Origin of the sequence: Aminobacter niigataensis (assembly GCF_014200015.1) — a bacterium.
GTDB classification, from domain to species: Bacteria; Pseudomonadota; Alphaproteobacteria; order Rhizobiales; family Rhizobiaceae; genus Aminobacter; species Aminobacter niigataensis.
In genome coordinates, this window is the sequence record NZ_JACHOT010000003.1 from 205,536 (window position 1) to 228,567 (window position 23,032).

Below are 23,032 nucleotides of genomic sequence, written 5' to 3' on the forward strand. Positions count from 1 at the left end.
ATGGATAGCGACTGACGTATCCGCCTGAGCATTGTCGAAAACACCCACCGAAAGATGGCCGATGTTGGTGACTGGGCTGAATTCTTCCCCTGCGTAATGTGCTCGTGGGTGATCTTGATAGCGACTTGAAACATACCATCGCTCTCGCGCCGCAGCCGCCATTGCAACCGCATCGCAGAGTAAAAAATCTTCTCCATGATGTGCCGGGGCAAACCGGTTCCCCGAGCGCGGGGGCGGTCCGGCCGACGGGCACCGGCCGCGGTCCAGCACGGGCAAAGGACTTGTCAGTAGACGGCGGCAGGGCCAGCTTGACCATGGACAGCCGCGCTATGCCAAGCTACCCGTATCGCCATGAAAAAAGGCGATCATCTCTTCCTTGTCGACGGCTCCGGCTACATCTTCCGCGCCTATCACGCGCTGCCGCCGCTGACCCGCAAGTCCGACGGCCTTCCGGTCGGTGCCGTCTCAGGTTTCTGCAACATGTTGTGGAAGCTGATGCTCGACGCACGCAACACCGAAGCTGGGGTCGTGCCGACGCATTTCGCGGTCATCTTCGACTATTCCTCGAAGACCTTCCGCAACGAGCTCTACCCCGAGTACAAGGCCAACCGCTCGGCGCCACCGGAAGACCTGATCCCGCAATTCGGCCTGATCCGGCAGGCGACCAAGGCGTTCGAGCTGCCCTGCATCGAGATGGAGGGTTTCGAGGCCGACGATTTGATCGCCACCTATGCCCGGCTCGCCTGCGAGGCGGGCGGCGACACCACCATCGTCTCTTCCGACAAGGACCTGATGCAGCTCGTCGGTCCCAGCGTGTCGATGTACGACCCGATGAAGGATCGCCAGATCAACGTCCCCGAGGTCGTCGAGAAGTGGGGCGTGCCGCCCGAGAAGATGATCGACCTGCAGGCGCTGACCGGCGACTCGGTCGATAACGTGCCGGGCGTGCCCGGCATCGGCCCGAAGACGGCGGCACAGCTGCTCGAGCAGTTCGGCGACCTCGACACGCTGCTCGCGCGCGCCGCCGAGATCAAGCAGGACAAGCGCCGCCAGTCGATCATCGACAACGCCGACAAGGCGCGCATCTCGCGCGAACTGGTGCGGCTCAAGGTCGACGTGCCGGTGACCGACGTGCTCGAAGACTTCGTGCTGCAGCCGCCCAACGGGCCGAAGCTGATCGGCTTCCTCAAGACGATGGAATTCACCTCGCTGACGCGCCGCGTCGCCGAGGCCACCGGCACGGAGGCCGGCGAGGTCGAGGCTGTGCCTGTCAGCGTGCAGTGGGGCGCTGACAGGCATGGGCCTGACGTCGGTTCGGGAGCGGCACCGGCGGCGACCGCCGCGGCTCCTGCAGCGCGTGCGAACGGAGGCAACGCTGCAGCCGCAGCCCCCTCGTCCGCCTCTGCCGAAAGCGGCAACGTGCACGACACTCCCACCGCCCTCGCCAACAAGATCGCCGAACGGGCAGCCTCGCAAAAGTTCGACCATGCGGCCTATGTCACCATCCGCGACCTGGCGACCCTGAACAACTGGATCGCCGAGGCAAGACAGGCCGGCGTCGTCGCCTTCGACACCAAGACCACCTCGCTCGACCCGATGCAGGCCGAACTGGTCGGCTTTTCCCTGGCAACGGCACCCGGTCGCGCCGCCTATGTGCCGCTGGCCCACAAGAGCGGCCGCGGCGATCTTCTCGGCGGCGGACTGGTCGAGAACCAGGTACCCGTGCGCGACGCGATCGCCGCACTCAAGGCGCTGCTCGAAGACGCCTCCGTGCTCAAGGTGGCGCAGAACCTGAAATACGATCTGGTGGTGCTGGACCGGCACGGCATCGACGTGCACTCGTTCGACGACACGATGCTGTTGTCTTACGTGCTCGACGGCGGCACCAATGGCGGCCACGGAACGGATTCCCTGTCGGAGAAGTGGCTCGGCCACGCGCCGATCCCGTTCAAGGAGATTGCCGGTTCGGGCAGGAATGTCGTCGGCTTCGACCAGGTCGACATCGACAAGGCGACCGCCTATGCGGCCGAGGACGCCGACGTGGCGCTGCGGCTGTGGCGCGTGCTCAAGCCGCGCCTCGCTGCCAAGGGTGTGGTCTCGGTCTACGAGCGGCTGGAACGGCCGCTGGTGCCGGTGCTGGCGCGCATGGAACAGCGCGGCATCTCGGTCGACCGCCAGATCCTGTCGCGGCTTTCGGGCGAACTGGCCCAGGGTGCTGCCCGTCTCGAAGACGAAATCAACGCAATCGCCGGCGAGCGCTTCAACATCGGCTCGCCCAAGCAGCTCGGCGACATCCTGTTCGGCCGAATGGGCCTGCCCGGCGGAACCAAGACCAAGACGGGCCAGTGGTCGACATCGGCGCAGGTGCTGGAAGACCTTGCCGCCGAAGGCCACGAGCTGCCGCGCAAGATCGTCGACTGGCGCCAGATGACCAAGCTCAAGTCGACCTATACAGACGCCCTGCCCGGCTTCATCAATCCTGAGACCAAGCGCGTCCACACCTCCTACGCGCTCGCCGCCACTACGACGGGACGGCTGTCGTCGTCGGACCCGAACCTGCAGAACATCCCGATCCGCACCACCGAAGGCCGCAAGATCCGCACTGCCTTCATTGCCGACAAGGGCAACAAGCTGATCTCGGCAGACTACAGCCAGATCGAGCTGCGCGTGCTTGCCCATGTCGCCGACATCGGCCAGCTCAAGCAGGCCTTCGCCGACGGCGTCGACATCCATGCGATGACGGCGTCCGAGATGTTCTCGGTTCCGGTGGAAGGCATGCCGTCGGAGATCCGCCGTCGGGCCAAGGCGATCAATTTCGGCATCATCTACGGCATCTCCGCCTTCGGCCTCGCCAACCAGCTGTCGATCCCGCGCGAGGAAGCCTCCGACTACATCAGGAAGTATTTCGAGCGCTTCCCCGGCATCCGCGCCTACATGGACGAGACCAAGGCGTTCTGCCGCGAGAATGGCTATGTCGAGACCATCTTCGGCCGGCGCATCCACTATCCGGAAATCCGGTCGTCCAATCCCTCGGTGCGCGCCTTCAACGAACGCGCCTCGATCAACGCACGCCTGCAGGGTACGGCCGCCGACATCATCCGCCGCGCCATGATCCGCATGGAAGACGCTCTTGTCGCTGCCAGACTGTCGGCTCGGATGCTGCTGCAGGTGCACGACGAACTGATCTTCGAGACCGTCGAGAACGAGGTGGAGGCGACGATCCCCGTCGTCCGCCATGTCATGGAAAACGCCGCCATGCCGGCGGTGTCGATGTCGGTGCCGCTGCATGTCGACGCCCATGGCGCCAACAGCTGGGACGAGGCGCATTGACATGGAGTTCGCGACGTCGTCGGACGCGGCGACGCTCGCCTCCTTCGCCCTGACGTCGCTGATCATCGAGCTAACGCCCGGGCCGAACATGACCTACCTGGCGCTGGTGTCGGCCGGCGAAGGGCGCCGCGCCGGCTTCGCCACCGTGGCCGGCATCGCGCTCGGCCTCGCTGTCCTCGGCATTGTCGCGGCGCTGGGCGTCACCGAACTGATTCAAGCTTCGAACCTGCTCTATGAGGGCCTGCGATGGGCCGGCGTGCTGTTCCTGCTGTTCCTTGCCTATGAAGGCTGGAGGGGCGCGGCCGAAGTCGTCGCGACCGACAAGGACGCCGACCGGCGCTACTTCATGCGCGGGCTGGTCACCAACCTGCTCAACCCGAAAGCTGCGGTGTTCTATGTCGCGGTCCTGCCGACTTTCATTGTGGCCGAGCGGCCGGTGCTGTCGCAGACCATCACGCTCACCGCAATCTATGTTGCGGTTGCGACCGTCATCCATGCGCTGATCGTCACGCTGGCAGGGACGCTCGAGCCGTTCCTCAACGATAGCAGGCGCGAGCGCATCGCGCGCCGGGCGCTGTCGGCTCTGCTCGCTGCGGTGGCTATCTGGTTCGCGTTGTCGACGGCGCGTTAGGCGGCAATCGCCGCGCATTTGGCGCAGGTGCCGCGGAACTCGATGACCGCCTTCTTGGCGACGAAGCCGGTCGAGCCGACCCAGTCGTCGAGGCGCTTGCCGATCGTCTCGTCGGAAATCTCGGTGACCTGGCCGCAGGTGTCGCAGATGGCGAAGGCCGTCATGCGATGGTTGTGATGGCTGTGGTCGTGCGGCTCGGAGCAGGCAACGAAGGCGTTCAGGCTTTCGAGACGGTGAACAAACCCGTCCTTCATCAGCGATTCAAGGGCACGATAAACCTGCAGCGGCGCGCGGAAGCCCTCGTCGCGCAGCTGGTCGAGCAGCGTATAGGCGCTGAGCGGCCCGGTCGCCGCTTCGAGTTTCTCCAGAACCTTCTGCTGGTTCTTCGTCAGCGTAGCCCGCGCCGCCATTTTTCCGTTTTCACCTTCCTCGGCCAGGCCAATACCCGGACGGAACAATCCACCGCCTGAAGATGGCGATTGAACAAGGGTTTTGCTAGCGCGTCCGGCTGCCAAAGACAATGTTGGAGCTTTCAGCCGCCGCGCGCCGGCCCTTACCCCCACCCCTAACCCCTCCCCACAAGGGGGGAGAGGGATTCGGGCGACGCCAAAACATGTGACCGAAACCGCTTCGCCCGCATGCCCCACGTCAGGGCACGGATTGTCCCCCTCCCCTTGTGGGGAGGGGCGAGGTGTGGGGGTGCAAGGCCGCCAAGGCAGGCGAAGGTAGCGGGAGATTTACTTCTTCTGCCGCGCCGGGCCTTCGCGCTCTGCCGAGCGTGCCCAGAGGTTGATGTCGGCGTCGCGCGCATACTGGTCGATCTCGGCCAGCTCAGCGTCGCTGAAGGCGAGGTTCCTGATCGCTCCGACGCAATCCTCGACCTGCTCGGGGCGGCTGGCGCCGATCAGCGCCGAGGTCACGCGACCGCCGCGCAGAACCCAGGCCAGCGCCATCTGCGCCAGTGTCTGGCCGCGGCGCTCGGCAATGGCGTTGAGCGCACGGATGTTGGCGAGCGTCTTGTCGCTGAGGAAAGCCTGCCGCAGCGACTTGCCCTGCGATGCGCGGCTGCCCTCGGGCACGCCTTGCAGGTACTTGCCGGTCAGCATGCCCTGGGCCAGCGGCGAGAACACGATCGAGCCGATGCCGAGCCCGTCGAGCGCATCGAGCAGGCCGTCATCCTCGACCCAGCGGTTGATCAGCGAATAGCTCGGCTGGTGGATCAGGCACGGCGTGCCGAGCCGCTTCAGGATATCGGCGGCCTCGCGCGTGCGCTGGGCGTTATAGGACGAGATGCCGGCGTAAAGCGCCTTACCGGAGCGCACGGCATGGTCGAGCGCGCCCATCGTCTCTTCAAGCGGCGTCTCGGGGTCGAAGCGGTGCGAATAGAAGATGTCGACATAGTCGAGCCCCATGCGCTTGAGGCTCTGGTCGAGGCTCGCCAGCACATATTTGCGGCTGCCCCACTCGCCATACGGCCCCGGCCACATGTCGTAGCCGGCCTTGGTGGTGATGATCATCTCGTCGCGCAGGCCGGCGAAGTCGGTGCGCAGGATCTCACCAAAGGCCGTTTCTGCCGAGCCGGGCGGCGGGCCGTAGTTGTTGGCGAGGTCGAAGTGAGTGATGCCGAGGTCGAAGGCCTTCTGGCAGATGGCGCGCTTGGTCTGGTGCGGCGTGTCCTCGCCGAAATTGTGCCACAGGCCGAGCGAAATCGCAGGCAGCTTGAGGCCCGACCTGCCGCAGCGGTTGTAGACCATGTTTTCGTAGCGGTTTGCGGCGGGTTGCCAGGACATAGCGCTTTCCTTGAATTTGTAGACTGCCCCCTCACCCGTCCTCCGCTTCGCTCAGACGACCTCTCCCCGAGGGGAGAGGAGTGCAGCAGCGTTGGCGCCAGACTCTTCTCCCAGCGGGGAGAAGGTGGCCGCGAAGCGGCCGGATGAGGGGCATGTTCCAGATCGAACATGCCTTGCCCTAAAGCAAATGTCACCTCGGGCTGTCTACTGCTTATTCGCCAGCAGCCCCCTCGCAGCGGCGGGCCCCAGCGGCGCGGGCCGCTCGCAAGTGGTCTGCATCTCGACGAACTTCCTCGTCTCGCCCGACTTCAGGATGCCGGTCATGATGTCGATGACGTGGTTGGCGAGTTCGAGCGAACAGCGGTGCGGCCTGCCCTGCATGATCGCCAGCGCCATGTCGGCCAGGCCAGCCGTACGGTAGTTGGCCATCATGCCTTCCGGATGCTTCTCGTTGGGCACGGAGAACGGGTGGTCCCATTTCGGCAGCGTCTTCAGCGGCTTTTCACCCTTGGTGTAACGCAACTCGCCGCCGAAGAAATTGGGGTCCGGCATGTGGATGGTACCGGCCTCGCCATAGAGCTCCATCGGGGCGTGACCGCTATCCCAGACGTCCCAGCTGGCATTGAAGGTGAACACCGCGCCGTTCTCGAATTCCATCAGCGCCAGGATCGTCGTCGGCGTGGTCACCGGGATTTTTTCGCCCGCGCGTGGCTTGGACGAAATCGTGCGTTCCCTGGCCGGTATCGACGACAAGGCTGCGACGCGGGCCACCGGCCCGATCAGTTGCACCAGATTGGCGATGTAATAGGGCCCGAGGTCGAGAATCGGCCCGCCGCCCGGCTGGAAGAAGAAGTCGGGATTGGGGTGCCATTGCTCCATACCGTGGCTCATCACATGGCAGGTTCCGCTGGTGATCCTGCCGAGCTTGCCCGTGTCGATCAGGTGCCGCGCCAACTGGTGCGAGCCACCGAGGTGGGTGTCGGGTGCCGAGCCGATGCGCACGCCCTTCTTCTCTGCCCGCTTCTTCAAGTCGAGCCCGTCCTTGATGGCGAGCACGAAGGGTTTTTCCGAATAGACGTGCTTGCCGGCATCGATCGCCTGCCTGGAGACCTCGTAGTGCACCGCCGGGATCGTCAGGTTGACGACGATGTCGATGTCACCGGATGCCAGCAGCCCCTCGACCGTCTCGGCGCGCAGCTTGAATTCCTTTGCCCGGGCGCGCGCCGCGTCCATCTTGATGTCGGCGCAGGCGCGCATCTCGATGCCTTTGAACGCCGGCGCGTGCTTGAAGTAGGTCGTGGAGATGTTGCCGCAGCCAACCACCCCGACTCCGAGTTTCCTTGCCATGCGATGCTCCCTAGAAGGTCGTGGCCGCTGCGATCGAGCGACGCGCGAAGCGCTCGAAATCGGCAGGATTGTCGTGTTCCATGACGAAGTATTGTGCCGGCGTCCGGTTGCGCAATGCGATCACCAATCCCGCCCAGTCGACCACACCATGGCCGACATCCGACCAGCCGTCCTCGTCCTTGGCCTCGCCATCGGGCGCGATGTCCTTGACGTGGGCGGCCACGATACGCGGGCCGAACTCCTCGATCCAATGCAGCGGGTCGGAGCCGCCCCGGATCACCCAGGCGACGTCCATTTCCCAGCCGATGTCGGGCGCGGCCTCCAGGATGAGGCGCTGCGGCACGAGACCTCCGGCTACTGGTGCAAACTCGAAGTCATGATTGTGCCATGCAAAATCGAAGCCGGCGTCCCTGGCTTTCCTGCCGATCGCGGCGAGGCGCCGGCCGAAAGCGCGCCAGCCATCCGCATCGGTCGGTCGTTCCGCCGGTTCGAGCCAAGGGCAGGCGATCAGCTTCATGCCCAGCGTTTCGGCGATGCCCTTGGCTGCGCCGAAGTCCCGTTCGAGCATGTCGATGCCGAAATGACCGCTCGGCATGGATAGTCCGTTCTTGTCGAGCTCCGCGCGGAACGCCTCCGGATTCTCGTAGACCCCCCCATACCCTTCGACCTGGGTGTAGCCGAGCGAGGCAAGCGTCTTCAGCACATCTTCCCAAGGCTGAAAGTTGCGCGCGCTGTAGAGTTGAAATGACCAGTCCATCTCGTTCGTCCGGTTGGTTGCGTATGCGGTTCATCTTGGCCAGCGCGGCATGCGTCGTCTCGACGGCAACCCGCGCCCGAAATCGGCCCGACAGCAGCAGCAGCGGCCAAAAATTTACGCCGTCGCAGTCGCATCGGCCCTTATCTGTAACGTTACAGATTTGGAGCGTAAGTCAACTCGCGACCTGACGCAATGGGCAGCAAGGCCAGTGTAGTGATTTTCTTCGGGACCCGAACTAAAGCGCCTCGCCCCCGGGTCAAGAAAATCCGGCTTGATTTCGCTGTAACCGACTATTTCCGTTGTCATATTGTCGAAGCATCCGACGCAGCGCTGCGATGCCGCTGGCAATTCTGCAGCCCGGTCTGAAGTCGCCTCAACGCTCGTTTTGGCCCCTCCAGGAAATCCTATTGCAACGTTACAGTTCTTGTCGGAAAAGCTTGCGCGGTCCATGATGCAGATGCGATATGCCGATCAGTAAGGACGGCGGGGCAATGGCTATGAACGACAAGACACCGCCGGACCAAAGTGCCGCGCAGGCGGCCGGTGGCGAGGCCAGCCCACCAACGCTGAAGACCATCGCCTTCATGACAGGGCTTGGCGTGACCACCGTTTCCCGTGCACTGAAGGACGCCCCCGAAATCGGGGCGGCGACCCGGCAACGCGTGCAACTGGTCGCCAAGCAGATCGGCTATCGTCCCAACCGCGCGGGCGTGCGCCTGCGGACCGGTAAGACCAATGTCATCAGTCTGGTGCTCAACACCGAAGAGCAGATCGGCGGCTTCGTCTCCGACCTGATCTACGGCATCTCGGAGGCCCTGGCGCCAACGCCCTATCACCTCGTCGTCACGCCCTATTCGCGCACAAACGATCCGCTCGAACCGGTGCGCTATGTCGTCGAGACCGCTTCCGCCGACGGCGTCATCATCTCGCATATCGAACCCGACGACCCGCGCGTGCGCTACATGACCGAGCACGGCATGCCCTTCGCCACGCATGGCCGCACGCATATGGGTATCGAGCACCCCTTCCACGACTTCGACAACCGTGCCTATTCGCGCGAGGCGGTGGAGAAGCTTGCCGCGCTGGGCCGGAAGCGGCTGGCACTGCTCGCACCGCCCTCGAACCTCAGCTACTACAGGCACATGCGCGATGGCTTTGCCGATGCGTTGATGGAGCAAGGCTTGAGCGAGGTGCCTTTCCCGACCGCCACGGTCGACCATTCGATCGAAGAGCTCCGCAAACTCACCACTGAGCTTATGCTTCGGCCCAACCGCCCCGACGGCTTCGTCAGCGGAGCGGGTGCCGGCACGTTCGCGTTGGTCGCGGGTGTCGAGGATGCCGGCTTCAAGCTCGGCCAGGATGTCGACATCGTCTCGAAGCAGACATCGAAGCTGCTGCACCTGCTGCGGCCGCAGCTCTATGTCGTCAATGAGGACATCCGGCTGGCCGGCGCGGAACTTGCCCACGCCGTGCTTGGCCGCATTTCAGGACGCGACATGGCCTCGCTGCAGAGCATCAGCCACCCGAGAGCGGTGGAGGCCTACGAAGCCTAGCTTCCACTTCCCCACGGGCCGTGATGTGCGCCGGGCGCATCGATGCGCTCGAAGCCGTGGGCGCCGAAGAAGTCGCGCTGCGCCTGGGTCAGGTCGGTCGAGCCGCGGCCCTGGCGATAGCTGTCGAAATAGGCCAGCGCCGACGACAGCGCCGGCACCGGCAATCCGGCCTCGGCGGCACGGGCGACGATGCGGCGGAGCGAAGGATGCGCCTTGCCCATCATCTCGACGAAGGCCGGCACCATCAGAAGATTGGTCGACGGTTCGGCCTTGCCGAAGGCTTCGGCAATGGTGTCGAGGAACTGCGAGCGGATGATGCAGCCGGCGCGCCAGATCTTGGCGATGGTCGGCATCGGCAGGTTCCAGCCGAACTCCTTCGAGGCGCCGGCCATCACGGCAAAACCCTGCGCGTAGGCAGCGATCTTGCCGGCAAACAGTGCCAGCTCCAGGTCGCCGAGCACTTCGTCCCGGCTGCCTGCGAACTTCAGCGTGTTGGCGCCATAGGCCTTCTCCGCCGCAAGCCGTTCGTCCTTCATCGACGACAGCACGCGCGCCGCCACCGCCGCCTCGATCGCCGTTGCCGGAATGCCAAGCTGCTGCGCCTCGATGACCGACCACTTGCCGGTGCCCTTCTGGCCGGCGCGGTCGAGGATTATGTCAACCACAGGGCGGCCGGTCGTGGGATCGTCGGCTTCGAGTACGGATGCGGTGATCTCGATCAGGTAGGACTCCAGCCTGCCCTTGTTCCAGCCGGCGAATACGGGCGCGATCTCCTTCGGCTTCATGCCGAGGCCGTCGCGCAGGATGCCGTAGATCTCGGCGATCATCTGCATGTCGGCATATTCGATGCCATTGTGGATGGTCTTGACGAAATGTCCGGCACCGTCGGTGCCGAGCCAGGCCGCGCATGGCTCGCCCTTGAACTTGGCCGATATCGCGGTCAGCACGTCTTCGACGCGCGTCCAGGATTCAGGCGTGCCGCCGACCATGATCGAGGGGCCGTGGCGCGCGCCCTCCTCGCCGCCCGAGACACCCATGCCGATGAAGGTCAGGCCCGAGCCCTCGAGCTCCTTGAAGCGGCGCATGGTGTCGCGGAAGTTGGCATTACCGGCGTCGATGACGATGTCGTTGGCCGACATGACGCCGCGAAGCGCTGCGATCTGCTCGTCGACCGGCGTGCCCGCCAGCACCATGATGATGACCGGGCGCGGCGGGCGGATGGCCTCGGCCAGCTCGGCGATGGAGGCGCAGGGCACGATCATGTTGCGCAGGTCGCCGGCCTGTTCGACGAAGGCCTGGGTCTTCGCCGGGGTGCGATTGAAGACGGCGATGCGATGGCCTTTTTCGGCGATGTTGAGCGCCAGGTTCGAGCCCATCGTGCCAAGCCCGATCAGTCCGATTTCGGCTTTTTCCATGGTCGCTGTTCCTGTCTGCTGATTGCTGTGGTCCGGGGTGGCGGCATGATTGACCGGGCCCGTGACAAGGTCAACTCGCGCGCGTCCAGGCACCGGCAGAGGCCGATCAACTCGTCGTGCCCTGACCTTACGTCATCAATCCTTGCGGCGGCGGCCGTAGAGCTCGAGCCGGTGATGGACGATGTCGTAGCCGAGCTGGCGAGCGATTTCCTGCTGCAGTTGTTCGATCCTGTCGGACCGGAACTCGATGACATTGCCGGTTTCGATGTCGATCAGATGGTCGTGGTGATCGCCGCCGGCCTGCTCGAAGCGCGACGGCCCGCCCTCGAAGGCATGGCGGTGGATGGCACCCATCTCCTCCAGCAGCTTCATCGTCCGGTAGACCGTGGACAGGGAGATGCTCTTGTCGATGGTTTCGGCGCGGCGGAAAATCTCGAGCGCGTCGGGATGGTCCTCGGTCTCGCCCAGTATGCCCAGGATGATCTTGCGCGGCCGGGTGATGCGGATGCCCGCCTTGCGCAACGCCTTCTCATAGTCGGGCTTCTTGGAAACGGGCTTGGCTGCGGTTTTCATCATGGCGCGACTATGTGCCAGATGACACCCAGTTGCAAAAGATTATGTACGCGTTCATCCCCAGATGAACGGCCACAACGGCAGCCCCGTTGTGGAAACAGCGCCCGCTATCGCGCGCCCGCGATCGAACCGCGCACCACGAGATCGACCGGCCAGACCTCGCCGCGGGCACCGTCCTCCAGCCCCGAGATGCGGGCGGCGAGCCGCTCGGCGACACGGGCGCCGGCGGCGCGAATGGAGGAGCGCGTAGTCGTCAGGGGCACCGAAAAATGCTCGGGCTTCAGCCAGGGAAAGACGTCGTCATGGCTGACCAGCGACAGGTCGCCGGGCAGCGACAAATTGAGGTCGCGCGCCGCCCTGACCACGCCCAGCGCCATGATCAGGCTGGAGCAGACGATCGCCGTCGGCGCGTCGGACGCTTCGAGCAGGCTGCGGGCGGCGCGATAGCCGTTCTCCTCGATCATGACCTCGGAGCGAATGTGCCTGAGATCAAGCGCCAGTCCGCTTTCCAACAGCGCCCGCCTGACGCCGCGCTCGCGGAAGATGGCAAAGGTTTGGGTGTCGTCGCCGTTGATCAGGGCAATGCGCTTGTGGCCGAGTTGGACCAGCAGCCGCGTCGCGTCGTGAAAGGCGCCTTCATTGTCGATGTCGATGTAGGGATAGTCGAAGTCCAGCCCCTCGCTGCGGCCATGAACGATGAACTGGACGCCAAGCTGGTGGGCGAGCGCAATGCGGCTGTCGGCGGCGCGAGGCGCCGAGATGTAGAGCGCGTCGACCTGCTTGTTGGCGACGATGCGCCGGTAGGTCGTCTCCTCGTCCTGGGCATCGGCCGGGCTCAGCACCAGGTCAAGCTCGTGGCCGCGGGCGTAGTCGCCAAGGCCCGACAGGAACTCGACGAAATGCGGATCGATGTCGACGGCGGCGCCCGTCGGCATGACGTAGCCGATCATGCCGGCCTTGCCGGTCGCCAGCCGGCGCGCGCTGGGGTTGGGCCGGTAGCCATGGCGCTTGGCCGCCTCCATCACGCGGCGGCGCGTTTCCTCGTTGACCTCGGGATAGCCGTTGAGCGCACGGCTCACCGTCGTCTGCGAAAGCTGGAGCATGGTCGAAAGTTGCTTGAGGTTCACCTCGGTCCCGATTCCCAAAGCGCTTTAGATACAGCCTGGTTCGATCGCCGAACCAAGTAGCCGTGTCGCGCCGGCAAGACTAGGCCCTCAGGTGCTTGGTTTGAAGCAGAATTTACTGCTGCGACGCCCAAAAAGCATGCTGCACCGCACATGCAAGGCAAATTTAAATCGATTAGTTCGGCCGCGCTCTTGACTCTTTTCAATTCCGGTGGCGTGATGAAGCTAGCCAAAGCGCTTTGAAATGCCGTTGTGCGGTGTAGTTGCAGCTCGCGCAAGTCTGAGGCAAAGTCGGGGCGGTGCAGGCGGACGGAATGGAGGTTCCGTCCGGAGTTTTCGATCCACTGGGAGGAAGACCATGAGGAAGTCCCTGTTACTGGGCGTGGCGCTGGCCGCCGTCGCCCTGAGCGCGCCCGCCTCGGCGGAGCTGAAGTTCAAGCCGGGCGAGGACGCCCGTTTCACCTGGGCCAATTTCGAAGAACTCAAGAAGGTCGACCTGAAGGGCGAGACGCTCTCGATCTTCGGGCCGTGGCGCGGCGAAGACGAAGCGCTGGCCCGCTCGGTGCTCGAATATTTCAGCGAGGCCACCGGCGCCACCATCAACTACTCGTCGTCCGAGAACTACGAGCAGCAGATCGTCATCGACACCCAGGCCGGCAGCCCGCCCAACATCGCCATCCTGCCGCAGCCCGGCCTGATCCAGGATCTGGCGTCGAAGGGCCTGCTCACCGCCCTGGACGAGGGCACCGCCAACTTCGTCAAGGAGAATTACGGCGCCGGCCAGTCCTGGGTCGATCTCGGCACCTACAAGGACAAGGACGGCAAGCCCGGCTTCTACGGCTTCCCGTTCAAGGCCGACCTGAAGTCGCTGGTCTGGTACGTGCCGGAAAATTTCGAGGAAGCCGGCTATGAGGTGCCCAAGACCTGGGAAGAGATGCAGGCCCTGACTGACAAGATCGTCGCCGATGGTGGCGTACCGTGGTGCATCGGCCTGGGCTCGGGCGGCGCCACCGGCTGGCCGGCGACCGATTGGGTCGAAGACATCATGCTGCGCACCCAGGCGCCCGACGTCTACGACAAGTGGACCCGGAACGAGATTCCGTTCAACGATCCGGCCGTGGTCGGCGCGCTCGACATCTTCGCCAAGATCGCCACCAACGACAAATATGTCGACGGCGGCAAGGCGGCGGTCGCCGCAACCGACTTCCGCGACAGCCCGAAGGGCCTCTTTGCGGTGCCGCCGAAGTGCTACCTGCACCGCCAGGCGTCGTTCATCTCGTCCTTCTTCCCTGAAGGCACCAAGCTCGGCGAGGATGCCGACTTCTTCTACCTGCCGCCGATGGCCGCCAAGCCAGAGCTCGGCAATCCGGTGCTCGGCGGCGGAACGCTGTTCACCATCGCCAAGGACTCCAAGGCCGCGCGCGCCTTCATCGACTTCCTGAAGATGCCGCTGGCCCACGAGGTCTGGATGGCCCAATCGGGCTTCCTGACCCCGCTCAAGACGGCGAACAAGGAAGCCTATGGCAACGAAGCGCTGAAGAAGCAGGGTGACATCCTGGTCAACGCCTCGACCTTCCGCTTCGACGGTTCCGACCTGATGCCGGGCAAGATCGGCGCCGGCGCCTTCTGGACCGGCATGATCGACCTCGTCGGCGGCAAGCCTGCGGCCGATGTCGCCGCCGACATCCAGAAGAGTTGGGACGCGATCAAGTAGCGCGCGCCCCGCGGACGTCCATGCGAGTTGTGATCCGGGCCTGTTGGCCCGGGTCCGGACGCCCGGCTTTTCCATTCGTAATTCTGAGCGATGTCAGCCTGATCCCAGGGGGATGATCCCATGACGGCACAGATACTTTCGGCCATTTTCACAATCATCATCGGCGTCGGCGGCTGCGTCGTCTACTACTGGGGCGCCAACAAGATCCTCGACGCGGTCTTTCCTTCGCGCGGCGTCTCGGGTGCTGCCGCTGTCGACAATCTGCGCCGCCAGGGCCTGATCCGGCCGTGGCTGTTCGTCGGTCCGGCGATGCTGATCGTCACCGTCTATCTCGTCTACCCGGTGATCGAAACGCTGAGGCTCTCCGTCATGGACCGCACCGGCCAGAATTTCGTCGGCCTCGCCAATTACAGCTGGGCTTTCGGCGACCGCGAATTTCGAAATTCAATCTTCAACAACCTGCTGTGGCTCGCGGTCGTGCCGGCCGCCTGCACTTTCTTCGGCCTGATCATCGCGGTGCTCACCGACAAGATCTGGTGGGGCAACATCGCCAAGAGCCTGGTGTTCCTGCCGCTCGCCATCTCGTTCGTCGGCGCCAGCGTTATCTGGAAATTCGTCTACGAATACCGCGCCGAAGGCCAGACCCAGATCGGCATCCTGAACGCGGCCGTGCAGTATCTCGGCGGCAATCCGCAGGTGTGGATCTCGACGCCGTTCTGGAACAACTTCTTCCTGATGGTGATCCTGATCTGGATCCAGACCGGCTTTGCCATGGTCATCCTGTCTTCGGCCCTGCGCGGCATCCCGGAGGAAACAATCGAGGCCGCCGTCATCGATGGCGCCAACCCGTTCCAGATCTTCTGGAAAATCATGGTGCCGCAGATCTGGGGCACCATCGCGGTGGTCTGGACCACCATCACCATCCTCGTGCTCAAGGTCTTCGACATCGTGCTGACGATGACCAACGGCCAGTGGAACAGCCAGGTGCTGGCCAACCTGATGTTCGACTGGATGTTCCGCGGCGGCGGCGATTTCGGCCGCGGTGCTGCGATCGCCGTCATCATCATGCTCGCGGTCGTGCCGATCATGATCTGGAACATCCGCCAGGCTAATCGCGAAGGCGGGGGAGGTCACTGACATGGCCAGCGCAAGCGGAAAGTCCTTCTTCGGCCGCTTCGGCGTCCATATCGCAGTGCTTGTCTTCGTCGCCATCTGGACCATCCCGACGCTCGGCATCCTGGTCAGTTCGCTGCGCGACAAGGACCAGCTCATCGTCTCCGGCTGGTGGACAGCACTTTCGACCTCGTCGCAGACCGAAGCCGGCCGCCTGCCGGGTGCTTCGGCCCAGATCGAAAAGGATGGCAAGTTCGTCATCGAGGGCAACATCTTCGGCGACGGTCCGGCACGCAACATCAGCGCCTTCGGCACCAAGGCGCAGCAGCCTACGCAATACGAAGCCGGCACGGTTGCCGATCTCGGCGAAGGCGTCTCACTGCAGCTCAACGCCGACGGTTCCTTCGTGCTGCAGTCGCCCAAAGCCTTCGAGGGCGGCCGCGGCCAGCGCGTCTACTACGCGTCGTCGGCGCCGCCGCGCTTCACCACCGACAACTACCAGACGGTGCTGTTTTCCGAGGGCATCGGCCGCTCCTTCATCAACTCGCTGACGGTCACCATTCCCGCGACCATCATCCCGATCCTGATCGCGGCCTATGCCGCCTATGCGCTGGCCTGGATGCGATTTCCAGGCCGCGCGCTGCTGATCGCCGTCATCATCGGCCTGCTCGTCGTGCCGCTGCAGATGTCGCTCATCCCACTGCTCAAGCTCTACAACGGTGTCGGGCTGTTCTTCGGCGTGCCGGCCAAGACCTATCTCGGCATATGGTTGGCGCATACAGGCTTCGGCCTGCCCTTCGCCATCTACCTGTTGCGCAGCTACATCGCCGGCCTGCCGCGCGAGATCATGGAGTCGGCCCGCATCGACGGCGCCAGCGACTTCGAGATCTTCGTCAAGATCGTGCTGCCGCTGTCCTTCCCGGTGCTCGCCTCCTTCGCCATCTTCCAGTTCCTGTGGGTCTGGAACGACCTTCTGGTGGCGATGGTGTTCCTGGGCTCCGGCTCCGACCAGTTGGTGCTGACCGGCAAGCTCAACGCCCTGCTCGGCTCGCGCGGCGGCGACTGGGAAATCCTCACCACCTCGGCCTTCGTCACCATCATCGTGCCGCTGATCGTGTTCTTCTCGCTCCAACGTTATTTCGTCCGCGGGCTGCTCGCGGGCTCAGTCAAGGGAGGCTAGCTCCATGCAGGCCGCAATGCGCAAGATCGAAAACCCCGCTCCCGCTGCGGATCGCGACTGGTGGCGGGGGGCGGTGATCTACCAGATCTACCCTCGCAGCTTCCAGGACTCCAACGGCGACGGCATCGGCGACTTGAAGGGCATCATCTCGCGGCTGCCGCACATCGCCGACCTCGGCGCGGACGCCGTATGGATCTCGCCCTTCTTCAAGTCGCCGATGAAGGATTTCGGCTACGATATCTCGGATTATCTCGACATCGACCCGATGTTCGGCACGCTGGCCGACTTTGACGCGATGATCGCGGAAGCGCACCGGCTCGGCCTCAAGGTGATGATCGACGGCGTCATCTCGCACACCTCCGACCTGCATCCCTGGTTCAAAGAAAGCCGGGCGAGCCGCGACAACGCCAAAGCAGACTGGTACGTCTGGGCCGACGCCAAGCCAGACGGCAGCCCGCCCAACAACTGGCTGTCGATCTTCGGCGGCTCGGCCTGGCAGTGGGACACCAGGCGCATGCAGTATTACCTGCACAATTTCCTGTCCGAACAGCCCGACCTCAACTTCCACAACCGCGACGTCCAGGACGCGCTGCTTGACGTCACCCGGTTCTGGCTCGACCGCGGCGTCGACGGCTTCCGCCTCGACACCATCAACTTCTACTTCCACTCGGCCGGGCTGGAGGACAATCCCGCGCTGCCGCCGGAGGAGCGCAACGACCAGACCGCACCGGCGGTGAACCCCTACAATTTCCAGGACCACATCTACGACAAGAGCCGGCCGGAGAACCTTGAATTCCTCGCCCGCTTCCGCGCCGTGCTCGACGAGTACCCTGCCGCAGCGGCGGTTGGCGAGGTCGGCGATTCCCAGCGCGGGCTCGAGGTCGTCGCGTCCTACACCGCCGGCGGCGACAAGGTGCAGATGTGCTACGCCTTCGACTTCCTGGCGCCGGAGAAGATCTCTGCCGCCAAGGTGCGCACGGTGCTCGAGGACTTCGGCAAGGCCGCCAGCGACGGCTGGTCGTGCTGGGCCTTCTCCAACCACGACGTCGTCCGCCACGCTTCGCGCTGGGGCATGGGCGAGGCCGACCGCACCGCCTATCTCAAGGTCGTCTCGGCGCTGCTGATGTCGCTGCGCGGTTCGGTCTGCATCTACCAGGGCGAAGAGCTCGGCCTGACTGAAGCCAGTCTTGCCTTCGAGGATCTGCAGGACCCCTATGGCATCCGTTTCTGGCCGGAGTTCAAGGGCCGCGACGGCTGCCGCACGCCGATGGTGTGGAACAAGGACGCTGCCAATGGTGGCTTCTCCAAGGCCAAGCCGTGGCTGCCGGCGCCGGCAGACCATCTGGCCAAGGCGGTCGACACGCAGGAAGGCGACGCCGCCTCGCTGCTCGAACATTACCGCCGGTTTCTCTCGTTCCGCCGGTCGCATCCCGCACTTGCCAAGGGCAACATCTCGTTCCTCGACACACAGGGCGACACGGTGGCCTTCAGCCGCCGCGAGGGCAACGAGGAGATCGTCTGCGTCTTCAATCTCGGCAGCGCACCGGCCACGGTCGATCTCGGAGGCAGGGGCCTGCAGCCTTTGGCGGGACACGGACTTGATGGAAAGGCAGACGCCGGCGCAGTCCGGCTCGGCAGCTACGGCGCCTGGTTCGGGCGCTTCGCCTGACCGACGCTGACAGAAATCTGGGAGGAAACCATGGCCGATCTAACGCTCAGGGACGTCAAGAAATCATACGGCAATCTGCACATTCTCCACGGCATCGATCTCGACATCAAATCGGGTGAGTTCATCGTCTTCGTCGGCCCCTCGGGCTGCGGAAAGTCGACGCTGCTGCGCTCTATCGCCGGGCTCGAGGAGATCACCGGCGGCACGCTGGAGATCGCCGGCGAGAAGGTCAACGACATCCCGCCATCCAAGCGCGGCATCGCCATGGTGTTCCAGTCCTACGCGCTCTACCCGCACATGACCGTCTACGACAACATGGCCTTCGGCATGAAGATCGCCAAGGAAAGCAAGGCCGAGATCGACAAGCGCGTGCGCGCCGCCGCCGAGATCCTGCAGTTGACCAAGTATCTCGACCGGCTGCCCAAGGCGATGTCGGGCGGCCAGCGCCAGCGCGTCGCCATCGGCCGCGCCATCGTGCGCAACCCCAAGGTCTTCCTGTTCGACGAACCGCTGTCGAACCTCGACGCAGCGCTGCGCGTCGCCACCCGCATCGAGATCGCCAAGCTCAAGGAGTCGATGCCCAACACGACGATGATCTATGTCACCCACGACCAGGTCGAGGCGATGACGCTGGCCGACCGTATCGTCGTGCTCAAGGACGGCCGCATCGAGCAGGTCGGCACGCCGATGGAACTCTACAAGCACCCCGGCAATCTGTTTGTCGCCCAGTTCATCGGCTCGCCGGCGATGAACATCGTTGGCGGCACCATCGAGCGGGCCGGTGAGACCAGCCTGGTCAGCCATGTCGGCGGCCACAAGACCCCGGTGCCGGTGGCGACACCCACTGATGCCCAAGGCAAGGCAGTGAGCTTCGGCGTGCGGCCCGAGGACCTCTATGTCGCGACCGGCGACGACTACCTGTTCGAGGGGCTCGTCGACTATGTCGAGCAGCTCGGCGAGGTCCAGCTCGTCTATGTCGACATCGGCCGCGCCGACCAGCCGCTGGTGGCCAAGCTTCCGGGCAATGTCGAGGTCAAGCGCGGTGCGAAGATCCGGCTCGCCGCCAGCCCCGACGAGTTGCATATCTTCGACAGCGAAGGCCATTCGTTTGCCCGCCGCAGATTGGCAGCGGCAGCCGCGTGACGCTCTTCACCCTCCCCCTTGTGGGGAGGGCAGAGGGCTCAATCCGCCACCACCACCTGTCGCTCCCGAAGCGCTGTCCGGCGCCTCGAGATGAAGAAGGCAACGACAAAGGTCAGGCTCATCAGCAGCACGATGGTCGGCGCCGGCGCGCTGTCGATGAAGAAGCTGAGGTAGACGCCTCCGAACGAGCACGCTACCGCCACCAGCACCGACGCCATGAGCATGCGCTCGAAGCGGTCGGTGAGCAGATAGGCAATTGCGCCCGGCGCGATCAGCATGGCGATGGCGATGATGATGCCGACAGCTTTCAGCGCACCGACGATGGTCAGCGACAGCACGGTCAACAGCCCGTAGTGCAGCAGCCTGACCGGCAGGCCGATGGCCTGCGCATGCTGCGGGTCGAAGGCGTGCAGCAGCAGGTCGCGGCGGAAGATGCCGATGGCCCCGGTGGCGATCAGAGCGATCACCGCGCTCTGGCCGACATCGGACCAACTGACACCCAGCATGTCGCCGAACAAGATGTGGTCGAGATGCACGTCGGTCTGGATCTTGGTGTAAAGCACGATGCCGAGGCCGAACATGCCGGAAAAGACGATGCCCATGACGGTGTCTTCCTTGACCCGGCTGTTCTGCTTGAGATAGCCGGTCGCCAGCGCGCAGGTCATGCCGGCGGCGAAGGCGCCGATGGCCAGCGGGATGCCGGCGATATAAGCGAGCACGACGCCGGGCAGCACGGCATGGCTGATGGCATCGCCCATCAGCGACCAGCCCTTGAGCACCAGGAAGCACGACAGCAGCGCCATCGGCACCGCCACCAGCAGCGAGATGGCGAACGCCTGCTGCATGAACGGAAAGGCGAAGGGGAGCGCGAGGGTTTCGATCATGCCCCCGCCTCCAGTTCCAGCCTTGCCCGCCGCCGCGCCGCCAGCAGCCCGTGCTTCGGCGCGAAGACAAACGCGATCAGGAAGATCAGCGTCTGGGCCACCACGATGATGCCGCCAGTGGCGCCGTCGAGGAAATAGCTGGCATAGGCGCCGACGAAGCTGGTGATCGAGCCGATCGCAACGCTGATCACGATCAGCCGGGGAAAGCGGTCGGTCAGAAGATAGGCCGTCGCCCCCGGCGTCACCACCATGGCGATGACCAGGAAGGCGCCCACCGTCTGCAGTGCCGCCACCGTCGAGGCCGACAGCAGCATGAAAAACAGCACCTTGAGCATGTCGGGGTTGAGCCCGATCGAGCGCGCATGGTTCTCGTCGAAGAAAGCGACCATCAGGTCCTTCCACTTGGCGAGCAGGATAGCCAGCGAAATGCCGCCGATCAGCGCCAGCTGAAGCGTGTCCGCCGGCGTCACTGCCAGGATGTTGCCAAGCACGATGGTCTGGATGTTCACCGAGGCCGGCGACAGCGAGATCATGAACAGGCCGAGCCCGAAGAACGAGGTGAAGATCAGGCCGATGATGGCGTCTTCCCTGAGCTTGGTGCGCTGGTTGAGGAACAGCATGGCGCCGGCCGCAAGCCCGCCCGAAAGGAAGGCGCCAAGCGCAAACGGCAGGCCGAGCATGTAGGCGCCGGCAACACCGGGTACGATCGAATGCGAGAGCGCGTCGCCGATCAGGGACCAGCCCTTGAGCATCAGATAGGCCGAGAGGAAGGCGCAGACGCCGCCGACCAGCGCCGACACCCACATCGCGTTGAGCATGTAGCCATAGCCGAACGGCTCGCTGAGCATGGCGATCATTTCTTGCGCCCGCCCTTCTTGGCCGCAGCGTCGTTGCCGTTGCCGTCGCCATAGATGACGAAGGGGCGCTCGTCGTCGGTCAGCACTGTCACCTGACGCTTGTCGGCGGCGTCCTGGTGTAGCTCGGCGCCGCCCAGGATGAACTGGCGCAACACGCCGCCAAAGGCCTTTTCGAGATTGGCCTTGGTGAAAGTTTCGGCCGTCAGCCCGGAGGCGAGAACGGTGCGGTTGACCAGAACGGCGCGGTCGCAGAAGCGCGGCACCGAGCCCAGATTGTGCGTCGAAACCAGCATCACCCGGCCTTCATCGCGCAGGCCCTGCAAAAGCGCGATGATCGCTTCTTCGGTGCGCACGTCGACGCCGGTGAAGGGTTCGTCGAGCAGGATCAGTTCGCCTTCCTGCGCCAGCGCACGCGCCAGGAAGACGCGCTTCTTCTGGCCGCCCGAGAGCTCGCCGATCTGGCGCTTGCGGAAGTCGGCCATGCCGACGCGTTCAAGCGCCGCGTCCACCGCCTCGCGGTCGATACTGCGCGTCATGCGCAGGAAATTCATGTGGCCGTAGCGGCCCATCATGACCACGTCTTCGACCAGCACCGGAAAGTTCCAGTCGACGTCCTCGCTTTGCGGCACATAGGCGACGAGGTTCTTCTTCAGCGCCTCGCGGGCCGGCTGGCCCAGGATCGAAACGCTACCGGTGGCGAGCGGCACGAAGCCCATGATCGACTTGAACAGGGTCGACTTGCCGCTGCCGTTGACGCCGACAAGCGCCGTGATGGTGCCGCGCGGAATGGAAAAGGAGGCGTTGCGCAGGGCCGTGTGCCCGTTGCGGTAGGTCACCGAGATGTTGTCGACGCTGAGGCCGTCGCCGGCCTGAGCCTGGGCCGCGGGGCGCCCCTTCAGCGGAACGTTCATTGGGAAAGTCCCTTGACGATGGTCTGGGTGGTGACGCTGAGCAGGTCGAGATAGGTCGGCACCGGGCCGCCTTCATCGCTCAGCGAGTCGACATAGAGCACACCGCCATATTTGGCGCCCGTTTCCCGCGCGACCTGCTCGGCCGGCTTCGACGACACCGTGCTTTCGCTGAACATGGCCGGAATGCTGTTGGCCTTGACGAGGTCGATCACCTTGCGCACCTGCTGGGGCGTACCTTGCTGGTCGGCATTGATCGGCCAAAGATAGACCTCCTTCAAGCCGAAATCGCGGGCGAGATAGGAAAACGCGCCTTCGCTGGTGGCGAGCCAACGGCGCTCGGCGGGGATGGTCTCGATGGCCTTGTGAATCGGCGCGACCGTTGCCTTGATCTTCTCCGAATAGGCGGCCGCGTTCCTGGCATAGACCTCGGCATTGGCAGGATCCTTCTCGGCGAAGGCCTTGCGGATGTTCTCGACATAGATGAGCGCCGCCTCGGGCGACATCCAGGCATGCGGGTTGGGCTTGCCGGTGTAGGGGCCTTCGGCGATGCCCATCGGGCTTACGCCATCGGAGACGACGGCCTGCGCCACGCCATCAAGGTTTTCAAAGAACTTTTCGAACCACAGTTCGAGGTTCAGCCCGTTCCACAGCACGAGATCGGCCTTCTGGGCGCGCAGGATGTCGCCCGGCGTCGGCTGGTAGTTGTGGATCTCTGCGTTCGGCTTGGTGATCGATTCCACCTCGGCTGCGTCGCCGGCGACGTTGCGGGCGATGTCGGCGATCACCGTGAAGGTGGTCACCACCTTCATCTTGCCGCCGGCATCGCTGTCCTGGGAGCAGGCCGATAGCCCGAGCATGGCCGCGAGCATGGCGATGGCGGCGAAGGTGGTGCGTAGCGCTGTCATGGAAATCCCGTTCGAGAATACGCGCCCGATGGGCGGCAGATACGATGCTTTACCTAGTGGCAGCCGCGTCACCTGTCAATGCAATTGCAAATCGTTTGCAATAAGAAATGCGAATTCCGCTGCGACGGCCTCGGGC

Annotated in this window: 19 protein-coding genes; 8 read left to right on the forward strand and 11 right to left on the reverse strand. The window is 64.3% G+C overall.

Features of this window, described 5'->3' with window-relative positions; genetic code table 11:
• Window positions 1-351: 351 nt before the first annotated feature.
• Window positions 352-3,330 carry a DNA polymerase I gene (gene polA, locus GGQ99_RS14050; RefSeq protein WP_183263010.1) on the forward strand — a complete coding sequence of 993 codons (2,979 nt, stop codon included), beginning with the start codon at window positions 352-354 and terminating at the stop codon, window positions 3,328-3,330.
• A 1-nt stretch (window position 3,331) separates the two neighbouring features.
• Entirely contained in the window at window positions 3,332-3,961 is a 630-nt protein-coding gene (locus GGQ99_RS14055) for a LysE family translocator (protein ID WP_183263011.1), read from the forward strand.
• On the opposite strand, the gene GGQ99_RS14060 is transcribed toward GGQ99_RS14055, so the two are convergent.
• The 4 genes from GGQ99_RS14060 to GGQ99_RS14075 all read right to left on the reverse strand — a co-directional run bounded on the left by GGQ99_RS14060 (window position 3,958) and on the right by GGQ99_RS14075 (window position 7,855).
• Window positions 3,958-4,371 carry a Fur family transcriptional regulator gene (locus GGQ99_RS14060; RefSeq protein WP_108605600.1) on the reverse strand — a complete coding sequence of 138 codons (414 nt, stop codon included), beginning with the start codon at window positions 4,369-4,371 and terminating at the stop codon, window positions 3,958-3,960. The genes GGQ99_RS14055 and GGQ99_RS14060 overlap by 4 nt on opposite strands.
• Before the next feature lie 327 nt (window positions 4,372-4,698).
• On the reverse strand, window positions 4,699-5,751 hold the full coding sequence (mgrA, locus tag GGQ99_RS14065; RefSeq protein WP_183263012.1) for an L-glyceraldehyde 3-phosphate reductase: 1,053 nt from the start codon (window positions 5,749-5,751) through the stop codon (window positions 4,699-4,701).
• A 204-nt stretch (window positions 5,752-5,955) separates the two neighbouring features.
• Complete coding sequence (locus GGQ99_RS14070; protein WP_183263013.1) at window positions 5,956-7,098, reverse strand: Gfo/Idh/MocA family protein; 1,143 nt, start codon at window positions 7,096-7,098, stop codon at window positions 5,956-5,958.
• 10 nt (window positions 7,099-7,108) lie between these two features.
• Window positions 7,109-7,855, reverse strand: a complete 747-nt coding sequence (locus GGQ99_RS14075; RefSeq protein WP_183263014.1) for a sugar phosphate isomerase/epimerase family protein — start codon at window positions 7,853-7,855, stop codon at window positions 7,109-7,111.
• Window positions 7,856-8,352: 497 nt separating this feature from the next.
• Between GGQ99_RS14075 and GGQ99_RS14080 the strand changes: the two genes are divergently transcribed.
• Window positions 8,353-9,408 carry a LacI family transcriptional regulator gene (locus tag GGQ99_RS14080; RefSeq protein ID WP_425486813.1) on the forward strand — a complete coding sequence of 352 codons (1,056 nt, stop codon included), beginning with the start codon at window positions 8,353-8,355 and terminating at the stop codon, window positions 9,406-9,408.
• Here the strand turns inward: GGQ99_RS14080 and gndA are convergent.
• From gndA to GGQ99_RS14095, 3 genes are all read right to left on the reverse strand, one after another.
• Entirely contained in the window at window positions 9,405-10,823 is a 1,419-nt protein-coding gene (gene gndA, locus GGQ99_RS14085) for an NADP-dependent phosphogluconate dehydrogenase (RefSeq protein ID WP_183263016.1), read from the reverse strand. The genes GGQ99_RS14080 and gndA overlap by 4 nt on opposite strands.
• Window positions 10,824-10,958: 135 nt before the next feature.
• Window positions 10,959-11,399, reverse strand: coding sequence for a Fur family transcriptional regulator (locus GGQ99_RS14090; protein ID WP_108605606.1), 441 nt, complete (start codon window positions 11,397-11,399; stop codon window positions 10,959-10,961).
• Between the two features lie 104 nt (window positions 11,400-11,503).
• Window positions 11,504-12,523, reverse strand: a complete 1,020-nt coding sequence (locus GGQ99_RS14095; RefSeq protein WP_108609560.1) for a substrate-binding domain-containing protein — start codon at window positions 12,521-12,523, stop codon at window positions 11,504-11,506.
• 355 nt (window positions 12,524-12,878) lie between these two features.
• Here GGQ99_RS14095 and GGQ99_RS14100 point away from each other — a divergent pair, with 355 nt between their 5' ends.
• The 5 genes from GGQ99_RS14100 (at window position 12,879) to GGQ99_RS14120 (ending at window position 19,339) form a co-directional block, all read left to right on the forward strand.
• Window positions 12,879-14,234, forward strand: coding sequence for an ABC transporter substrate-binding protein (locus tag GGQ99_RS14100; protein ID WP_183263017.1), 1,356 nt, complete (start codon window positions 12,879-12,881; stop codon window positions 14,232-14,234).
• A 120-nt stretch (window positions 14,235-14,354) separates the two neighbouring features.
• Window positions 14,355-15,371, forward strand: coding sequence for a carbohydrate ABC transporter permease (locus tag GGQ99_RS14105; protein ID WP_108605608.1), 1,017 nt, complete (start codon window positions 14,355-14,357; stop codon window positions 15,369-15,371).
• Window position 15,372: 1 nt separating this feature from the next.
• Window positions 15,373-16,527, forward strand: coding sequence for a carbohydrate ABC transporter permease (locus GGQ99_RS14110; RefSeq protein WP_183263018.1), 1,155 nt, complete (start codon window positions 15,373-15,375; stop codon window positions 16,525-16,527).
• 4 nt (window positions 16,528-16,531) lie between these two features.
• Window positions 16,532-18,196 carry a beta-galactosidase BglA gene (gene bglA, locus GGQ99_RS14115; RefSeq protein ID WP_183263019.1) on the forward strand — a complete coding sequence of 555 codons (1,665 nt, stop codon included), beginning with the start codon at window positions 16,532-16,534 and terminating at the stop codon, window positions 18,194-18,196.
• 30 nt (window positions 18,197-18,226) lie between these two features.
• A complete protein-coding gene (locus GGQ99_RS14120; RefSeq protein WP_183263020.1) occupies window positions 18,227-19,339 on the forward strand; it encodes an ABC transporter ATP-binding protein in 1,113 nt (370 codons plus the stop codon).
• Between the two features lie 38 nt (window positions 19,340-19,377).
• Here the strand turns inward: GGQ99_RS14120 and GGQ99_RS14125 are convergent, their stop codons facing one another.
• The 4 genes from GGQ99_RS14125 to GGQ99_RS14140 are packed head-to-tail and all read right to left on the reverse strand — an operon-like array spanning window position 19,378 to window position 22,860.
• Window positions 19,378-20,223, reverse strand: coding sequence for a metal ABC transporter permease (locus tag GGQ99_RS14125; RefSeq protein ID WP_183263021.1), 846 nt, complete (start codon window positions 20,221-20,223; stop codon window positions 19,378-19,380).
• The gene (locus GGQ99_RS14130; RefSeq protein ID WP_183263022.1) at window positions 20,220-21,080 is read right to left on the reverse strand and encodes a metal ABC transporter permease; all 861 of its coding nucleotides are present in this window, start codon (window positions 21,078-21,080) and stop codon (window positions 20,220-20,222) included. Before GGQ99_RS14130 ends, GGQ99_RS14125 begins: the two co-directional genes overlap by 4 nt.
• Window positions 21,077-21,991 carry a manganese/iron ABC transporter ATP-binding protein gene (locus GGQ99_RS14135; protein ID WP_183263023.1) on the reverse strand — a complete coding sequence of 305 codons (915 nt, stop codon included), beginning with the start codon at window positions 21,989-21,991 and terminating at the stop codon, window positions 21,077-21,079. The genes GGQ99_RS14130 and GGQ99_RS14135 overlap by 4 nt, the downstream gene beginning before the upstream one ends.
• Window positions 21,988-22,860 carry a metal ABC transporter substrate-binding protein gene (locus GGQ99_RS14140; protein WP_246389603.1) on the reverse strand — a complete coding sequence of 291 codons (873 nt, stop codon included), beginning with the start codon at window positions 22,858-22,860 and terminating at the stop codon, window positions 21,988-21,990. The genes GGQ99_RS14135 and GGQ99_RS14140 overlap by 4 nt, the downstream gene beginning before the upstream one ends.
• Window positions 22,861-23,032: the final 172 nt, after the last annotated feature.